Origin of the sequence: Parapedobacter indicus, from assembly GCF_900113765.1 — a bacterium.
Classification (GTDB): domain Bacteria; phylum Bacteroidota; class Bacteroidia; order Sphingobacteriales; family Sphingobacteriaceae; genus Parapedobacter; species Parapedobacter indicus.
In genome coordinates this window covers 93,881-108,877 of the sequence record NZ_FOQO01000014.1, presented here as the reverse complement: position 1 = coordinate 108,877, position 14,997 = coordinate 93,881, and the positions used below count along the sequence as shown (strand labels likewise).

The following is a 14,997-nucleotide window of genomic DNA, read 5'->3' as shown; positions in this document are numbered from 1 at the left end:
GTCATATAGTAACGTCGTCGTTGTCCAGATTGTTCAGGTAATTTTCCAGCGCATCCAGTTTCTGTGTCCAGAATTGCTTATATTGGGTCACCCACTCGTTCACTTCGTGGAGTTTTTCCAGCCTGGCCTCGCAGATGCGTTCACGCCCCTGTTGCTTCATCGACAACAAACCGCATTCGGCAAGAATCTTTAAATGTAACGAAATCGCTTGACGACTAACGTCGAATCGATCGGCGATGGTATTGACATTTGTTGGCTGTTTGGCAATCATACCGATAATCGCCCTCCGTGTGGGGTCTGCTATGGCTTGAAAAACATCTCTCCGGGCTTCCATGATTCGCAAGTATTTGCTTGCAAATATAAATGCAAGTATTTACTTGCGCAAATTTTTTTATCGGGAAAAAGATTTCCTGCATTTCAAGCGTTTTATTGAAGAAGAGCAAAGAGGCAGAATTGGATGGGTTTTTGGAGAATTGGTAAAGCAACCTACGGTTGATTAACAGCGTCTTTAAACATGATCGGAGGCTGGCCGGTGTGCTGTTTGAAGAAGCGGTTGAAATGCGAAGGGCTTTCAAAGCCCAGTTCATAGGCGATTTCTTTTGCCGATTTATTGGAATAATGGAGATAGCGTTTAGCCTCCACCATGATACGGTTGCGTATAATCTCTGACGGATTCGGTTGTTTTAGTAAGGCAAATACGTTACTTAACGTTTTAGGGGATTTGTTCAGCGCGCTGGCATAGAACCGTACTTCATGCGCTTGCCTGAAATTGGTTTCGACAAGTAAGGCAAACTGACGTACAAGATCCATCTTCTCGTCAGGAAACAGTTGGTAGCTTTCACACTGCTTTTTGGCCTTACGGGTGATCTTAATGATCACCCGCTTTAATAACGTGCGGAGCATTTCTCCCTGGAAATTGTCGTGTACGGTCAATTCGTCCGAAATTACCTTTTCCAGATCGTTCATATCGGACACGTCGTCGGGGGTAAGGCCGATAAACATCGGGTGTTGAATGCCATAGAACAGGAAGCCTACGCATCCTACTTCAGCATCGTGGTCTACAATGCAATAAAATGCCCGGTTGAATTGCCAGGCGACCAATGCTTCGGGTCGTTCAAACGTAAAATGTTGGTTGGATACCAGTGGAAGGATACTTGCCGGAGGCATGGTATAGGTTATTTCGTCAATGGTTACCTGTTGATCGCCTCCTTTATTGTACACAAAGGTATTGATAGGCTCTGCTTCCGGGTTATGCATACCACCGCCAATAAAATGGCTATCGCCTTTATGCATAACAAACCGCCCCAGCGTAGCCTTTTCAATAAATTCTCTAACCATAAGCCGTTCATCGCATGTATATGTCTCAAAGCAATTTTCGCATTTCAAAGATAGCGATACGCCTCCGGAATCAAAATGCTACAACTCGGTTTGAAGCTGCCGGGCAACAGCCATCAGCAAACCGGAATCCAACCGTTGCTTAAAATCTGGATTGATGTATTCAAAACGTATCACTCCTCTTTTGTCAATGATGAAGACCGAAGGAACGGGCAATAGCAATTCTTTATTCATCCCACCGCTTGTTTTAGGTAGCAAGTCGCGGTAATTCACTGGGGCTTTGAATGCAATCCCAAAGAGTTTTGCTGCGGTTAAATCGGCGTCAGAAAGCAGCAAGTAATCCAGGTTCTGTTTAGCCGCGGATGCCGTAAGCCCTTCGGGCGCGTCTGTACTTACGGCCCATAATTGGTAGCCCATTGCTTTCAAGTCGGGTAATATTTCCTGAAGACCGGCAAGTTGTTTTGTACAGAACGGGCACCATCCCCCTCTGTAAAATACGAGGATGGTAGGGGTATCCGCAGCTTGATCGGTAAGTGAAAAAGGGTGCCCCATGGCATCTTTTAGGCTGATCATCGGTATGCTTTCACCGATAAGCAGCGGACTGATGTCTTCTGGTTTTTCCGGCACGGAATGGTTTTGCGCCCGTCCGAAGACGGGCAGCAAAAACAATCCCAGCAATATGCATTTATAATTCATCGTATTTGATTTCAGTGCAGGGTGACGTTAATAATTTCCGAAATACCGGGCAACATTGTGAACGCATTGGGGTTAGGAACCGCTTCAATTGTTTTGCTTTCCTCCAAGGGAGTTCCTTCAAGGTTCGCCTGGGTTACCCCGGCACCGGGAAATTGGTCGACCGCTGTTCCATTGTCAAATAGCCCGATAGAAGCCGATAGATCACCCTTTTGGGTGGCATCCACACCACTAGTTTTGGAGGCAAAAAACCAGTCGTTGGACAATCCATACATGGTGGCAATGGCCAACCGGTCGCCTTTAGCTACTTTCAATAGCTGCGATACCGTACTGCCTGGCTGGTCGCCGATTTTCGGCAGGAGCACCGTGGTGTTTTCCGCAGCCAGCACATATACCTCCTTCACGCCATCGATGGTTTCGAGATAGGCGGCAAGCTTGCTGGCATCGCCCATCTGGGCCAGTTCTTTCAGGCCCTCGCCACGATCCTTTTCGCCGGTTTTGTAGATCGGATTTTCAATGCCGTTGTATATCACGACCAGAATTGGCGACAGTGGCGTGAAAATGCCGGTCCGGTCGGCGAGGTAATCACCCAGTTCACTGTTATCGCCCATTTCTGCCAGATCGGTCAACCCATGTTCGGATGGTTTACCCCTTTCGTAAATGGGGGCCGGATTCAATAGGTTGCCACCGGCGATATAAGAGACAGCCCAAACGCCCGGACTGAATGGTGTTTCGTTTGGGGTGTTGCCCGATGTGTTTTTGATGGTCAGGGTGAACCTGGAGTTTCCATCGTAGGTTAATGAAACCTGCATCAGCGAAGACGCGGCGGCATAACTGTTACCCTGCGCGTCCATGCCGTTTACCTCCATCACGCCTTTGGGTTCGGATTCAGCCATGCCCGGATGCACAAGATCTGGACCGGGCGCCTCGTTGATCCGGGTACCATTATCCCAAAGCTTAATGTGTTCGGAAACATCACCCTCGATGGGCATACCTTCTTCATCATATAACATGATCCCTGGATTCTCCGGAGCAAAGAACAGGTCATTGGACAAGCCATACATCGTAGCAAACGTAACGGCTTGCCCTTTGGCTGCATAGAATTGGAAGGAGATGGTCTCACCAGGCATCACTACCGGAGTAGCACCCTCGTTTTTGAATGCCCCCGATTGAACGAGCGGTTTTGAATCCAAGACGTTTTCTACCGTGAGGGTCATCTCGCTCGTAGTGGGATCCATCATTTTCTCATCGTCTTTACAAGCCGAAAACCAAAGCGGCATAACGGCCAACGACAACCATACAAGTTTTGTATGCTTCTTCATAATCATTTCAATTAATCGTTGAAGCAAAGGTAGTATGACGGTCCGTTTGGCCGAGTACCTGCATTTCCCGATTGATTGACGATATTTCCCGATGCTATGGCAACCTTTTATAAATGAAAGAATTCTGTAATTATTGAAAACAAATCGACTATAAAATGGTTGTAGCATTTACCCGGCTCTACACGTTAACAGGATATGAAAAAGTTGAGTTTAATCGTTGCCTTTGTAGCCAGCGTTGTGCTGCTTGGCAGTTGTTTACGGGGAAATGATCCGGAGCCTGAGCGGGTCGGTGGTACGACGTTTATCAATACGTTTATCGAAGCCGATGCAGCGTTTTACTACGTAGGCCGCAATACGATAGAAGGTTTGAATCCGCTTGGTTACCGGACCTTTAGTCAATGGCCTATTTACATTTTTCCCGGGGAGAATCGCCGACTGGAAATCTATTCGACGTATGAAGATAATAGACTGGTGGACACTACGTTTACGGTGCAGGATAGCGTATATTATTCATCCATTGTATACGGTACACATGACGACCCGCGTCACTTCATCACCGAAGATCGGATTCCCGAGGATGTGGATGATCCGGCGGCTATTGCCGCAGTGAGGTTCTATAACCTGGCAAATACCGACCGCCGCGTAACCCTGCACATCGGCGAAATGGAACCCGTGGCGGCTTTCCGCAACCGGCCCCTTGAAACACCCCAAACAGGCAAAGCCGGGGAAGACTTTATACCCGTGGCTACCGGTACGTATATCGTGAGTGTCGTGGATGAAGATGGTGAAACAGTGGCTACACGGGAGAGTAGGGTTGATTTGTCTGCGGGTAGCTATATCAGTATTTTCCTCACCGGCGACGAACGGGACCCAAATACCTTTTACGTCGGGGTAGTGCCGCAATGGGTTAATTAAGTAACTACAACCTAGTATGAAAAGAAATAGAAAAGCGTTCTCAGCCTTGTTTTTAGGGGCTGTTTTGTTGGCTGGTTGCATAAAAGACGAGGAGCCTGAACCGGAAGTACGGTCGGGATTCGCGGTGGTTAACTCGTTCCTAGAAGCACGAGCAGTGCAACATCGATTAGACATGGGGCGCGGGTTTCAACCATTGAACCAAGGTCTGCAATATCGAGGTATTGATTTTTATGCGGTGCCCAGCTGTGTGGATTGCAAGCTGGAAATTATTTCATCCAATGAACTGGCCCAGTTGGTAGATACTACGTTTACGCTGGAAGAAAACAGGTATTATACCTCATTCCTTTTTGGTACGGAAACTGCTCCGCTACATTTCGTGACCGAAGATCATGTGCCTGAGGGTACGGAAGATCCGGCGGCCATTGCCGGCGTACGCTTTTTTAACCTGGCTGAAACGTCCCAGCGCGTAACGCTGCACATCGCGGAAGCCGAGCCGATTGAGGCCTTCCGTAACCGGACCAAGGAAACACCGGAGACCGGTAAACATGCCGAGGAATTTATCCCGACTGCCCATACGGGAACGCATGTGCTGACCATTCAGGACGAAGATGGTGAACAATTGGCCCGGCGTACCGGTGTTGCGTTGGATCCCGGCGACTACCTGACCCTATTTCTCGCGGGCGATGGCGGAGAGTCGGCTCCGTATTACATCGGCATCGTGCGTCATCGGGGGATTAATTAGCGCGCATTGCTGTTTGCTTTATGTCACTCTTTTCAGCCTTGCTTTTTGCAGTTGGACAGGAACCATAAGCGGAACCCACTCCACGGTTACAAAATACTACGACCGGGAAACCGCAATTTATCGTTCAAAGATCTTTCAGATCGAGCTGGACCGACAAACACAATCTACTTTTGCCATTTTTACCGGCCAAAATCGCACAGCGACGAGATGGTAAAAAATGCGCAGCAATATCTGGAAGATCATTTCTGTGAGAAGATATCGGTGGAGGATCTTTCGAAGCGATTTGCCGTCGGGCGACGAAATTTTGACAGACGGTTTGTGAAAGCTACGGGCAATACGCCGCTTGAATACCTGCAACGTGTCAAAATTGAATCGGCGAAGAAAGCCTTTGAAACTACCCGTAAAACCGTCAATGAGGTGATGTATGAGGTGGGGTACTCGGATGTAAAGGCATTCCGTGAGGTGTTCCGGAAAATTACGGGTATGTCGCCGTTGGAATACCGGAATCGATACAACAAGGAAGCTATACTGGATTAAATTATAACGAAATTTACATGGAACTTTATGGACAGCACAGCAAAAGCTTGCCGCAAAAAATAATTATCCACCTGCTAGAAATCTTGCTGCTTTGGTTGTCATTTTGGATACTCTTTCAAAATGGAGGAACCTGGGTTGAAAGTAAATTTGCTATGGATAATGCGGCGGACCAGCTAGACAGGAGAATACTGATTTTTATTTTCAACGTCGTTACGTTTGCCAGGCTGGGCTACATGATGGTTGTGTTGTTAAAAAGAAAAATTCCCTGGGAGGAAAGTATCAGTGTTCCGTTTGCTTTTGCCTTGTATTATATTGGATTTTCACTCTTTGTTCTTCCGACGGCTAAGCCCTTAGATATAGTCGATTTCCTCGCAATTGCCCTTTTTATTGTAGGTTCCGTATTAAATAGTGGGGGAGAGATTTTGCGGGATAAATGGAAAAGGAACCCCGAAAACCAAGGTAAAATCTATACGGGAGGCTTTTTTAGATACGCCAGACACATTAACTATTTCGGCGATATATTGTGGGTAATTGCTTATGCGGTTGTAACCAGGAATTGGTATGCGGCCATTATCCCTGCATTTCTTTTCTGTTTTTTCGCTTTTTACAATGCGCCAAAACTTGATAGCTATCTTAAACGCAAATACGGAACGGATTATGACAGCTATGCGAGCCGAACCAAAATGTTAGTACCGTTTATCTATTAAGAGAGGATCTTTTTCTTAATTAACAGGTTGTCGCAACGCGCCAATGTAGTAAGAATCGGCGACGGAGACGAGGTTACAGACGTTCCAGTGCTAAGGACAGTGCCTTCAGACCTTGTTTCATCAACGTAATGTGTGATTCAAGTTGATCGTACATATCGGCACGGTTCACCAGCTCTTCCGTGGTGTACTTGCCTCCATCGCCGAAATAGATCGGCGTAAGGACATGCCCTTCTTCGTCTTCTCTTTCGGATATCTGGCCAAAATTTTTCCATTTATCGATGATTTCTCGTCGCACGGATGAGATGCCTTTGTCCGGATCGGTATAGTTGAGGTAATACCAGACAAACGGCGGAAAATTCGATGATACCGGGTTGCCTTGCCAAACTTCCCGTAAGGCATTTCTTTGGTGGTAGAAGTCAATTTTTCGATTGTTAAAGAGCATCAGCAGACCCAGTGATGCCTCCGTGATGCCCGTAGCAATCCCCACCGTATTACTGGCCGCTTCATTTTCAATGACCCCACCGGTAGTTATGGCACCCGTGGCACCAACAACGATGGCTGCGATAGTAAGTTTTGATTCGGTCTCATTTTCACTTCCTTTCAGGTAATTGGCAACCTGGCTGGTACGTTCCTCCTCGCAATCCATTTCCGAGGCAACCGCTGAAACTTCCAGCGAGGCCATGTTGATTTTATGATCGATGCGTTGTTTTAACTCCAGAATGGTAAGCCGTTTCGCGAGATCCGCAGTATCCAAGTCTCTTTTTAGGTCGATGTAGCGGGTTAAATCTGGTAATATACCGATGGCATTAGCCATATTCAAGTTTCCATAACTTAGTTGGGTGCTTAGATACTTTTCGATCGCAAGCATGTGGAGTGGCTGCGGTAGATCTTCGTCGGTATAATTATATACATTTTGCTGGTTGCAGTTACTGCCCATGATCTGCTGACGTATATTGACGTCTTTGATTGTGGCACATCCCGCCGCCAACGATACTATGCCGATCGATAGCAACCAGGGAAAAACAGTGATAATGCGCATCGTTGTGAAAATTAAACAAGTGAAGATGCCGAACTATGCGGACAAATAATAAAGATTTTTTCGTGGGTGAATTTCGTTTATTTTTCTTCAATGGTTCTGAATGTCAGGTTAACTCTCGGCTTCACGATCTTTTTACTGGGAGGAAGTCTGTGTAGCCAGAAGGTCTGTGTGGTATCTTTCATGACTAAAAGGCTCCCATGTTCCAATTTAAGTGCCACTTTTTCACCGGTTTGTTTATGTTTGAACGCAAATTTTCGCTCCGCTCCAAAACTTAAAGACCCGATAACTCCCTCTTTTTTCAAATCGGCTTCACCGTCGCTATGCCAGGCCATCCCTTCGTCTCCGTTGTGATAGAGATTGAGTAGACAAGAGTTGAAGGTAGCACCGGTTTCTTTTTCGATCAGGCTTTTTAAGGCCAAGAGTTCTTCGGTCCAGGGTAGCGCGTATTTGGTGGTGTTGGAATAGGTGTACGCATACGCTCTTTCTCCATACCAAGCCACTTTTCGTTTGGTGATAATTTTCTTTCCGAAGATAACGGCTTCATCGTTACGCCATTCGATGGTCTCTAACAAGCGGTTTAAATAAAAATTTGCTTGCTGCTCAACGAGTAACTTGCCGTAGTAATTTACCGTCCCCTGATAAGGAAGCCAATTTTTGTGTTTATCGATCGATTGATTAAACAAGTCCATTTTTCCATTTTCTATAGCGTTCTTTCAAACAGCGGTAACAAGGGCGAAAGTTGTTTTGCCATGCTTCTTGTTCTGAAGCGAAGAAAACTCTGTTTTCTCTCTTCATCCGTTTGCCTGATGTGCAGCCTAACAAACCATAAATTTTGAGTGTTTTATTTCCACCAAAACGGATTTCTTTGTTTCTGATTTTATGTCTTAATGCGATGTCCGATAATTCAGCATGTGCGACCATTTCGCTACGGTTAATTTAATGCATCGTGAAAGATTATTCCCAGTGTATGGCGTTCGCCTTCTTTTATTTCACTTACACCGTGTTTCATGTTCACCCGGTAATATCCTTTCGTTCCCTTCTCCGGTTTAAAATTTGTCGTAAAAATCAGCATATCCCCTTTTTTAGGTTTTAATACGATTGCCTTGGTTTGTGCTCTTGGGATTTGCTGTGTCAGCACAAATTCTCCGCCGGTAAAATCTGTATCAACTTCATCAAGCATGAATACCGTTTGGATGGGGAAATATACATCACCGTACAAGTCCTGATGTAGGGCATTGAACCCCCCTTTGCCGTACTTCAAAATCAATGCCGTTGCCTTTTGCTGATCCTTTTTGCGGCAGTTTTCTAACAGTGCAGCATGGCTTAGCGGAAACTCGATGCCCAAATTCAATGCCTTAAACCATGTATTCGCAATAGGAGCAAGACGCGGATAAATATGTGTCCGGATGGTCTGGATCAGGTCGGGTAAAGGGTAATCGAAATATTTATATTCACCCAAGCCAAACCGATGCCGAGCCATGACAACCGTCTTTCGATATAAATCCGATTGATCGTATCGAGTTTTCAAAGTTTCGCATTGTTCGTCTGTCAAGAGACGGGGAACGATGGCGTATCCGTGTTGGTGCATCTGTTCCGTAATGTTTTGCCAATCTGCATTTCCTATTTTTTCGATGATGTGCATGGCGATGGTTTTTAAATTTCCGAATGGATTTTTGACCTTTCCCAACCAATTATTGCGGTCTTTCGGGTTGTTCCCCATAGATATCCTCCAAAAGTTCCCGATGATTGGATCACTCGATGGCAAGGGATAAGAAAGGCAACCGGGTTGCTGCCAATAGCTGTTCCGACGGCACGGGAAGCACGCGGGTTGCCAATTTGCTCAGCGATGCTACCGTACGTTGACAAACTGCCCATTGGAATTTTTAATAGACTTTCCCACACTTTTAGTTGAAAGTCCGTTCCTTTTAAATGCAACTTTACTTCGTGGAGTTTACGCCAATCGTTTTGAAAAATGAACAGCGCGTTTTGTTGCAATAAATCTAATTTTCGTTGAAAAGTAGCGTTGGGAAATTGGGTAGCAAGATCGTTCAACGCGGTTGCCTCATTTTCTTCAAATGCCATATAGCAGACACCCTTGGAGGTGGAAGCTACGATTAGCGGACCAAAGGGGCTTTCGGCAAAACTATAATGAATCAGTAGATTTTTTCCGCCGTTTTTGTACTCCGCAGGAGTCATACCTTCGATATTGACGAACAAATCGTGCAAGCGGCTTGTGCTGGAAAGTCCGGTTTCGTAGGCGGTGTCAAACAACGTGGCCTGTTCCTCCTTCAAAATCCGCTTCGCGTGTTCTACACTAATGTATTGCAAAAAGCGCTTCGGACTGGTCCCCGCCCATTCGGTAAATAGCCGCTGAAAATGCGCCGGACTTAAATGAATTTTTTCTGCAACGTCATCGAGGTTGGGTTGCGATTTGAAGTTCTCCTTGATGTAATCGATCGCTTCCGCAATTCGATTATAGTTGATACTGGCCTGTGTTTCCATAACAATGAATTTTGATACTGCAAATTTCCAAAACGATTCATTGTCATAAAATCCGGAATATGCTATGTTTTATTATTTCCTGTCAATACTCCCATCGCATTAAGTTCTGATGCCAACTGATCGGGATTTTTGAAGTGGATAACATGAAATCCGAGTTCAGCGGCAGAATCGATGTTCGTTTTGTTATCATCTATAAAAACGCAGTTTTCAGCATTAAGTGTATACCGATCCAGTAGCAATTGGAAAAATTCTTTGTCGGGTTTTATCATTTTCTCCGTACCGGAAACAACAATGCCATCAAACAGTTGCAGAAAATCAAACTTCTCGAGGGCAATCGGAAACGTTTCGGCAGACCAATTGGTTAAGCCATATAGGTTATACTTCTTTCTTAATTGCTTTAAAATCGCTACGGTTCCCGAAATTTCGCCTTTCATCATTTGTTCCCAGCGCGAATGGAAAACTTCGATGTTGCTCGCATGCTCAGGAAAGGATTGGCTTAAAACAGCGATCCCTTCGGCAAATGATCTTCCTCTGTCCTGTTCGAGGTTCCAGTCATTTGTGCAAATGTGAGAAAGAAACCATTCCATTTCGGCTTCGTCTTCAAATAGATGTTGATAGACGTACTTCGGGCTCCAATCGATCAAAACGCCGCCGAAATCAAAAACAACCGTGTTGATATTTTCCATGTAAAAGTTGCTTAGTATTGCAAATGTATGCAAATTTGCAAAATATCGCAAAAATAGAAGGTGCTGATGAGAAACCCGATTTCAGTGGATTTGCAGAAGACCCGTAGGGCTACGCAGTTTATTTTTCTGGTTTGTGGGGTAGGTATGGCCAGTTGGGCTCCGATGGTTCCCTATGCGAAAGATCGCCTTGGACTTAACGACGCGAGTTTGGGTCTGCTGCTGCTATTGCTGGGCGGCGGGGCACTACTTATGATGCCGCTATCGGGTATGATGGTGAACCGCTTCGGCAGCCGTATGGTTATTGCTGTGAGTGTTTGGGTCGTTGCGCTTACGCTGCCGCTGCTGCTTATCCTACCTTCTGTTGCGGCAATGGCGATAACCTTATTTCTGTTCGGTGCGGGCATCGGTACCATGGATGTTGCCATGAATGCTCATGGGGTACAGGTACAAAATCTTTACGGCAGACCGATCATGTCATCGTTGCACGGATTGTTCAGTGTCGGCGGGTTGTTCGGTTCTCTGGGGCTGGGCTTTCTGATCACGCTGGGACTGCACCCCGTATATGCCGCGGTCGGTATAGCTACCTTGCTGGTTACGATTGCCACGGTCCAGTATACCTACTTATTTCCCGCGGAAACCGAAAAGGAAGCTGCGGCCCGGTTTTCGGCAACGGAAGATAAATCTGGAGGCAGCATGCGTTTCCCTTGGCTGCATGGAAGTGTGCTATTTTTGGGGGCGATGTGCTTTGCCGTTTTCTTATCGGAGGGTGCAATGCTCGATTGGAGCGCCATATTCCTGCGTGACATAAAGGGCGTTGCTCCTGAATTTTCGGGAGTGGGCTACGCGGCCTTTTCCGTAGCTATGGCCGCAATGCGCCTGCTGGGTGATGGCATCGTCGCCCGTCTGAGTGGCAAAAAAGTAGTGGTATACGGTGGCCTGCTCGCCGCTGCGGGGCTATGCTTGGCTATCGTAAGCCCTTGGGTGCCCGGTTCCCTTTTCGGATTCGTGCTGTTGGGGGTTGGTGCAGCCAATATTGTACCTGTATTTTTCAGTGAAGCAGGCAGACTGCCAGGCATCCCGCCTCCGATCAGTATACCTGCCATCACAACCATCGGGTATGCCGGACAATTGGCGGGCCCGGCTTTATTGGGTTTCATTGCGTACTCTTTTTCGCTACCCATCGCGCTCGGATTTTCGGCGTTGCTGCTGGTATTGGTAGCGGTGGCGTTTGGAGTAAAAAAGGGAAGTACTGTCTAACGAGAAAGCTATGCTCAGGGAAGAACGTTTTGAGTTTATATTGAAGCAGCTTACGCAAGAGAAGATGCTGACCTATGACACGTTGTCGGCTGCATTGAATGTGTCGGGCGATACGGTGAGAAGGGACATTGATATCCTGCATAACAATGGCCTGCTGTCAAAGGTGCGCGGCGGTGCTGTGCTCCGTGCGCGGAACCCCCTGACTTTCCAGGATCGCAGTGTACACCTTCAAAAGGAAAAAGACATCATCGCATTGAAGGCGCAGCAGTTTATTAAAAATGGTCAAACGGTCTTTATGGATGGGGGGACGACCAACTGTGCCATCGCGGCTTGCTTTCCTTCCGATATCCGCTTGCAGGTTATCACCAACAACTTAGCGCTGGTTCCGATAATCGAACGGTATCGGCATAGCAAGCTGATTGTATTGGGCGGCACATACGATGCGGACCTAGCCGCCACAATCGGGGCTGTTGCCTGCAACGAGGTGGCACGGTACATTGCTGATGTTTATTTGATGGGGACATGTGCCATCGACCGGCGGCTTGGGTTGTCTGCGGCGGTGCAGGGAGATGCGGAGGTAAAACGGGCGATGTTGCGGGCGGCAAGGAAGACGGTAGCATTGGCCAACCACGAGCGGTTTCGACGGTCGGAAGCATTCAGGGTCTGTGCATTGGATGACCTAGCCGTACTGATCACCGATATGCCAAGCGACCAGGAAGACCTGGATAGTTTCCGGAATATGGAAATACAATTGGTATGAATGTATTGACTATGGATAAGATAACGAGCATTATTTTTGATTGCGATGGAGTCTTGGTGGATACCGAGCGGGCGATGATTTCGGTGTTGCTGGAAATGACTTTGGAGTTCGGAGTCAACATGGAGTTGGATGAGGCGGTGAAAGCATTCAGCGGGCGACAGATACTGGAAACGATAGCGGCCTTGCAGACAAGTGCTGGGCGGCCTTTTCCGGAGAACTTCGAACAGGATTTCCGGGTGCGGGCTTATGATCGTTTCCGGCAGGGCATTGAAGCCGTGCCGGGCATTCATGAGTTGCTGGATCGACTGAAGGTGCCTTATTGTGTGGCATCCAGCGGTCCCAAGGAAAAGATAGCACTCAATCTGAAGCTTACCGGTCTGCTTGGCTATTTTCCGGAGCACCATATTTTCAGTTCTTACGAAATCAATAGTTGGAAACCGGATCCGGGCATCTTTTTGCATGCTGCAGATTTCATGGGATTCCATCCGCATACAACAGCCGTGGTAGAAGACAGCATCGCTGGGGTGGAGGCTGCCGTGAAAGGTGGTTTTAAGGTATTTGCTATCGCGAACGAACAGGACAGGCATGAGCTTGCAGCACGCGGAGCGACGACGTTCGGGCACATGCGTGAATTGCCTGATTTATTAAAACTATGACGGCATTGGCGGATCGGTATCAACACGCCCGCGATGTGGTCGAGTTTCCTTTGCCAGGTTGTATGTGCGGTTGCCATCGTTATCCGAGCCATTCACGAGGCCCTTGTTGAAAAGGGCTTCGAGTATTTTCTTTACCCGTGTCTCGTCCGCATCGCCATCGCCCAATGCGGCGAGTTTTGCCGTCACCTGTTTTGCGGTACCCTTACCGAGATCTGCCAATGCAAATACTGCCCGCTCTTGCAGGGAAGCCTTCGGGTCGTGTTTGGCAGGTACCTGCAAGGGGCCGATTACTCCGTCTTCAAAATTATTCTTTCTCATGTATTCCGATAAAATTCCTTCGTAAGAACAATTTTATTCAAGCAATGTTTGATTGTTGATTTTCAATAATTTATTTATATCTTTACGGGCAATTTATTATTTTATTTATTTTTTATCCAAAATGCCATGCAAGAAGGCGTAGTAAAATTTTTCAATGAGACCAAAGGTTTCGGTTTCATCACCCCTAACGACGGTGGACGTGACGTATTTGTTCATTCCTCGGGGTTGAAAGACCGTGTGCGTGAGAACGATGAGGTTTCATTTGAAGTCGCACAAGGCCAAAAAGGCCTTAATGCAGTAAATGTGAAATTGATTTAGATCCATTTTTCAGATATTGTACAGAAACCATCCGGGCAATAATCTCCGGGTGGTTTTTTTTTAAAAAAGCGCGATCACCATCCAGTTGCTGGTTTCCGATTCCGTATATTCGGAAACTTTATTTTTATACACATTACATGTCTAAGACCAGTTTCAACAGCATTAACAAACCCTTTGCCAGCACATTGCGTACGCGGGTGAACGATTATTTCAAAACTCGGAAGCTCTCAAACACGGGCAATCGGAAGCTTTATATCAAAAGCGTCATATTGGTATGCACCGCTGTCGGTCTGTATATTGCGTTACTTTCCCTTTCCATACCGATATGGCTTTCCTGTCTGTTATGTGCCGTACTTGGGGTCGCATTTGCGGCCATCGGCTTTAATATCATGCACGAAGGGGGGCACCAAAGTTTTTCCAAAAAGGCATGGATCAATAACATTTCGGCGTATACGTTGAACATGCTCGGTGGCACCATCTATTTCTGGAAGCAGAAGCACAACATCAGTCACCATACGTATACGAATGTGGACGGTCTCGATCATGACATTGACGTTAAGTTCATGCGTATGCACGCCGACCAACCACGTCAGTGGTTCCACCGGTTCCAATTTGCCTATTGGTTCGTGTTATACGGTATCTCCTACATTGCCTGGGTGCTGTTTCAGGACTTCGAGAAATATTTTTCCGGCAAAATGGGTCGGCAAGCCGAACGGAAATCTATGCCGCTGCGCGAACATCTGATTTTCTGGGGTACCAAGGTAGGTTACGCTGCGGTATACTTCGTTATTCCCATTGTGGCGGTTGGCTGGCTCCCGGCGCTGATCGGTTGGCTGATCGTCGGTGTTTCCTGCGGCTTTTGCCTGGCAGTGGTTTTCCAATTGGCGCACGTGGTAGAAGCTACTCAATTTCCGGTTGCAGATGGGGAGAGCGGCAAAATCGAACAGGAGTGGATGGTACACCAGCTCAGCACCACGGCCAATTTTGCTACGGGCAGCCGCACGGTATCTTGGCTACTCGGCGGCCTCAATTTTCAGGTGGAGCACCACCTGTTTCCACGCATCAGCCACGTGCATTATCCGGCCATCAACAAGTTGGTTAAGGCTACCTGCAAAGAGTTTGGCGTGACTTACCTGGAACATCGCACGATGGGGCATGCATTCGCCTCTCACCTGCGTCACATTTATCGACTGGGTAGGGGCTGAAACGC

At 47.1% G+C, this 14,997-nt stretch carries 20 protein-coding genes; 9 read left to right on the top strand and 11 right to left on the bottom strand.

All coding sequences use genetic code 11. The features are described from left to right. Position 1: 1 nt before the first annotated feature. From BMZ56_RS23290 to BMZ56_RS23275, 4 genes are all read right to left on the bottom strand, one after another. Positions 2 to 334 (bottom strand): ArsR/SmtB family transcription factor, encoded by a 333-nt coding sequence (locus BMZ56_RS23290; RefSeq protein ID WP_143073006.1) that lies wholly within the window; start codon positions 332 to 334, stop codon positions 2 to 4. A 152-nt stretch (positions 335 to 486) separates the two neighbouring features. Then, the gene (locus BMZ56_RS23285) at positions 487 to 1,338 is read right to left on the bottom strand and encodes a helix-turn-helix domain-containing protein (RefSeq protein ID WP_090631662.1); all 852 of its coding nucleotides are present in this window, start codon (positions 1,336 to 1,338) and stop codon (positions 487 to 489) included. A gap of 78 nt (positions 1,339 to 1,416) precedes the next feature. Then, complete coding sequence (locus BMZ56_RS23280) at positions 1,417 to 2,031, bottom strand: peroxiredoxin-like family protein (RefSeq protein WP_090631659.1); 615 nt, start codon at positions 2,029 to 2,031, stop codon at positions 1,417 to 1,419. Between the two features lie 11 nt (positions 2,032 to 2,042). Continuing rightward, positions 2,043 to 3,350 (bottom strand): spondin domain-containing protein, encoded by a 1,308-nt coding sequence (locus BMZ56_RS23275; RefSeq protein ID WP_090631823.1) that lies wholly within the window; start codon positions 3,348 to 3,350, stop codon positions 2,043 to 2,045. A gap of 195 nt (positions 3,351 to 3,545) precedes the next feature. On the opposite strand from BMZ56_RS23275, the gene BMZ56_RS23270 reads away from it, so the two are divergent. From BMZ56_RS23270 to BMZ56_RS23255, 4 genes are all read left to right on the top strand, one after another. After that, a complete protein-coding gene (locus BMZ56_RS23270) occupies positions 3,546 to 4,265 on the top strand; it encodes a DUF4397 domain-containing protein (protein WP_090631656.1) in 720 nt (239 codons plus the stop codon). A 16-nt stretch (positions 4,266 to 4,281) separates the two neighbouring features. Next, positions 4,282 to 5,007, top strand: coding sequence for a DUF4397 domain-containing protein (locus BMZ56_RS23265; RefSeq protein WP_090631654.1), 726 nt, complete (start codon positions 4,282 to 4,284; stop codon positions 5,005 to 5,007). A gap of 207 nt (positions 5,008 to 5,214) precedes the next feature. Further along, the gene (locus tag BMZ56_RS23260) at positions 5,215 to 5,544 is read left to right on the top strand and encodes a helix-turn-helix domain-containing protein (RefSeq protein ID WP_245893374.1); all 330 of its coding nucleotides are present in this window, start codon (positions 5,215 to 5,217) and stop codon (positions 5,542 to 5,544) included. Between the two features lie 17 nt (positions 5,545 to 5,561). Next, positions 5,562 to 6,251 (top strand): DUF1295 domain-containing protein, encoded by a 690-nt coding sequence (locus BMZ56_RS23255; protein WP_090631651.1) that lies wholly within the window; start codon positions 5,562 to 5,564, stop codon positions 6,249 to 6,251. A gap of 73 nt (positions 6,252 to 6,324) precedes the next feature. Here BMZ56_RS23255 and BMZ56_RS23250 read toward each other — a convergent pair whose 3' ends face one another. The 6 genes from BMZ56_RS23250 to BMZ56_RS23225 form a co-directional block, all read right to left on the bottom strand. Beyond that, complete coding sequence (locus BMZ56_RS23250) at positions 6,325 to 7,290, bottom strand: hypothetical protein (RefSeq protein WP_090631648.1); 966 nt, start codon at positions 7,288 to 7,290, stop codon at positions 6,325 to 6,327. A 77-nt stretch (positions 7,291 to 7,367) separates the two neighbouring features. Continuing rightward, positions 7,368 to 7,979: an alpha-ketoglutarate-dependent dioxygenase AlkB family protein gene (locus tag BMZ56_RS23245; RefSeq protein ID WP_090631646.1), complete on the bottom strand. Its 612-nt coding sequence runs from the start codon at positions 7,977 to 7,979 to the stop codon at positions 7,368 to 7,370. Next, positions 7,966 to 8,211, bottom strand: a complete 246-nt coding sequence (locus BMZ56_RS23240; RefSeq protein WP_090631643.1) for an Ada metal-binding domain-containing protein — start codon at positions 8,209 to 8,211, stop codon at positions 7,966 to 7,968. The genes BMZ56_RS23245 and BMZ56_RS23240 overlap by 14 nt, the downstream gene beginning before the upstream one ends. A 10-nt stretch (positions 8,212 to 8,221) precedes the next feature. Then, positions 8,222 to 8,932, bottom strand: coding sequence for a 2OG-Fe(II) oxygenase (locus tag BMZ56_RS23235; protein ID WP_090631820.1), 711 nt, complete (start codon positions 8,930 to 8,932; stop codon positions 8,222 to 8,224). An 11-nt stretch (positions 8,933 to 8,943) separates the two neighbouring features. After that, complete coding sequence (locus BMZ56_RS23230; RefSeq protein ID WP_090631641.1) at positions 8,944 to 9,792, bottom strand: methylated-DNA--[protein]-cysteine S-methyltransferase; 849 nt, start codon at positions 9,790 to 9,792, stop codon at positions 8,944 to 8,946. A gap of 62 nt (positions 9,793 to 9,854) precedes the next feature. Then, complete coding sequence (locus BMZ56_RS23225) at positions 9,855 to 10,478, bottom strand: HAD family hydrolase (RefSeq protein WP_090631638.1); 624 nt, start codon at positions 10,476 to 10,478, stop codon at positions 9,855 to 9,857. A 66-nt stretch (positions 10,479 to 10,544) separates the two neighbouring features. Here BMZ56_RS23225 and BMZ56_RS23220 point away from each other — a divergent pair, with 66 nt between their 5' ends. From BMZ56_RS23220 to BMZ56_RS23210, 3 genes are read left to right on the top strand one after another with little or no spacing between them, the layout of a single operon-like run. Then, the gene (locus tag BMZ56_RS23220; protein ID WP_090631635.1) at positions 10,545 to 11,735 is read left to right on the top strand and encodes an MFS transporter; all 1,191 of its coding nucleotides are present in this window, start codon (positions 10,545 to 10,547) and stop codon (positions 11,733 to 11,735) included. Positions 11,736 to 11,745: 10 nt separating this feature from the next. Next, positions 11,746 to 12,495: a DeoR/GlpR family DNA-binding transcription regulator gene (locus BMZ56_RS23215; RefSeq protein WP_090631633.1), complete on the top strand. Its 750-nt coding sequence runs from the start codon at positions 11,746 to 11,748 to the stop codon at positions 12,493 to 12,495. A gap of 11 nt (positions 12,496 to 12,506) precedes the next feature. Further along, positions 12,507 to 13,151, top strand: coding sequence for an HAD family hydrolase (locus BMZ56_RS23210; RefSeq protein WP_090631818.1), 645 nt, complete (start codon positions 12,507 to 12,509; stop codon positions 13,149 to 13,151). Here the strand turns inward: BMZ56_RS23210 and BMZ56_RS23205 are convergent. Continuing rightward, positions 13,146 to 13,469 carry a hypothetical protein gene (locus BMZ56_RS23205; protein ID WP_090631630.1) on the bottom strand — a complete coding sequence of 108 codons (324 nt, stop codon included), beginning with the start codon at positions 13,467 to 13,469 and terminating at the stop codon, positions 13,146 to 13,148. The two genes, BMZ56_RS23210 and BMZ56_RS23205, sit on opposite strands and share 6 nt — an antisense overlap. 126 nt (positions 13,470 to 13,595) lie before the next feature. On the opposite strand from BMZ56_RS23205, the gene BMZ56_RS23200 reads away from it, so the two are divergent. Together BMZ56_RS23200 and BMZ56_RS23195 are read left to right on the top strand one after the other, a co-directional pair. Then, positions 13,596 to 13,787 (top strand): cold-shock protein, encoded by a 192-nt coding sequence (locus BMZ56_RS23200; protein WP_090631628.1) that lies wholly within the window; start codon positions 13,596 to 13,598, stop codon positions 13,785 to 13,787. A gap of 137 nt (positions 13,788 to 13,924) precedes the next feature. Continuing rightward, entirely contained in the window at positions 13,925 to 14,992 is a 1,068-nt protein-coding gene (locus tag BMZ56_RS23195; protein WP_090631626.1) for a fatty acid desaturase family protein, read from the top strand. The last annotated feature ends 5 nt before the right edge of the window (positions 14,993 to 14,997 follow it).

Coding starts and splice junctions, on each gene's coding strand:
- BMZ56_RS23200 (WP_090631628.1), top strand. CDS start 13,596: ATGCAAGAAGGCGTAGTAAAATTTTTCAATGAGACCAAAGGTTTCGGT.
- BMZ56_RS23210 (WP_090631818.1), top strand. CDS start 12,507: ATGGATAAGATAACGAGCATTATTTTTGATTGCGATGGAGTCTTGGTG.
- BMZ56_RS23205 (WP_090631630.1), bottom strand. CDS start 13,469: ATGAGAAAGAATAATTTTGAAGACGGAGTAATCGGCCCCTTGCAGGTA.
- BMZ56_RS23230 (WP_090631641.1), bottom strand. CDS start 9,792: ATGGAAACACAGGCCAGTATCAACTATAATCGAATTGCGGAAGCGATC.
- BMZ56_RS23265 (WP_090631654.1), top strand. CDS start 4,282: ATGAAAAGAAATAGAAAAGCGTTCTCAGCCTTGTTTTTAGGGGCTGTT.
- BMZ56_RS23240 (WP_090631643.1), bottom strand. CDS start 8,211: ATGGTCGCACATGCTGAATTATCGGACATCGCATTAAGACATAAAATC.
- BMZ56_RS23280 (WP_090631659.1), bottom strand. CDS start 2,031: ATGAATTATAAATGCATATTGCTGGGATTGTTTTTGCTGCCCGTCTTC.
- BMZ56_RS23195 (WP_090631626.1), top strand. CDS start 13,925: ATGTCTAAGACCAGTTTCAACAGCATTAACAAACCCTTTGCCAGCACA.
- BMZ56_RS23225 (WP_090631638.1), bottom strand. CDS start 10,478: ATGGAAAATATCAACACGGTTGTTTTTGATTTCGGCGGCGTTTTGATC.
- BMZ56_RS23260 (WP_245893374.1), top strand. CDS start 5,215: ATGGTAAAAAATGCGCAGCAATATCTGGAAGATCATTTCTGTGAGAAG.
- BMZ56_RS23220 (WP_090631635.1), top strand. CDS start 10,545: ATGAGAAACCCGATTTCAGTGGATTTGCAGAAGACCCGTAGGGCTACG.
- BMZ56_RS23235 (WP_090631820.1), bottom strand. CDS start 8,932: ATGCACATCATCGAAAAAATAGGAAATGCAGATTGGCAAAACATTACG.
- BMZ56_RS23245 (WP_090631646.1), bottom strand. CDS start 7,979: ATGGACTTGTTTAATCAATCGATCGATAAACACAAAAATTGGCTTCCT.
- BMZ56_RS23255 (WP_090631651.1), top strand. CDS start 5,562: ATGGAACTTTATGGACAGCACAGCAAAAGCTTGCCGCAAAAAATAATT.
- BMZ56_RS23285 (WP_090631662.1), bottom strand. CDS start 1,338: ATGGTTAGAGAATTTATTGAAAAGGCTACGCTGGGGCGGTTTGTTATG.
- BMZ56_RS23250 (WP_090631648.1), bottom strand. CDS start 7,290: ATGCGCATTATCACTGTTTTTCCCTGGTTGCTATCGATCGGCATAGTA.
- BMZ56_RS23275 (WP_090631823.1), bottom strand. CDS start 3,350: ATGAAGAAGCATACAAAACTTGTATGGTTGTCGTTGGCCGTTATGCCG.
- BMZ56_RS23270 (WP_090631656.1), top strand. CDS start 3,546: ATGAAAAAGTTGAGTTTAATCGTTGCCTTTGTAGCCAGCGTTGTGCTG.
- BMZ56_RS23215 (WP_090631633.1), top strand. CDS start 11,746: ATGCTCAGGGAAGAACGTTTTGAGTTTATATTGAAGCAGCTTACGCAA.
- BMZ56_RS23290 (WP_143073006.1), bottom strand. CDS start 334: ATGGAAGCCCGGAGAGATGTTTTTCAAGCCATAGCAGACCCCACACGG.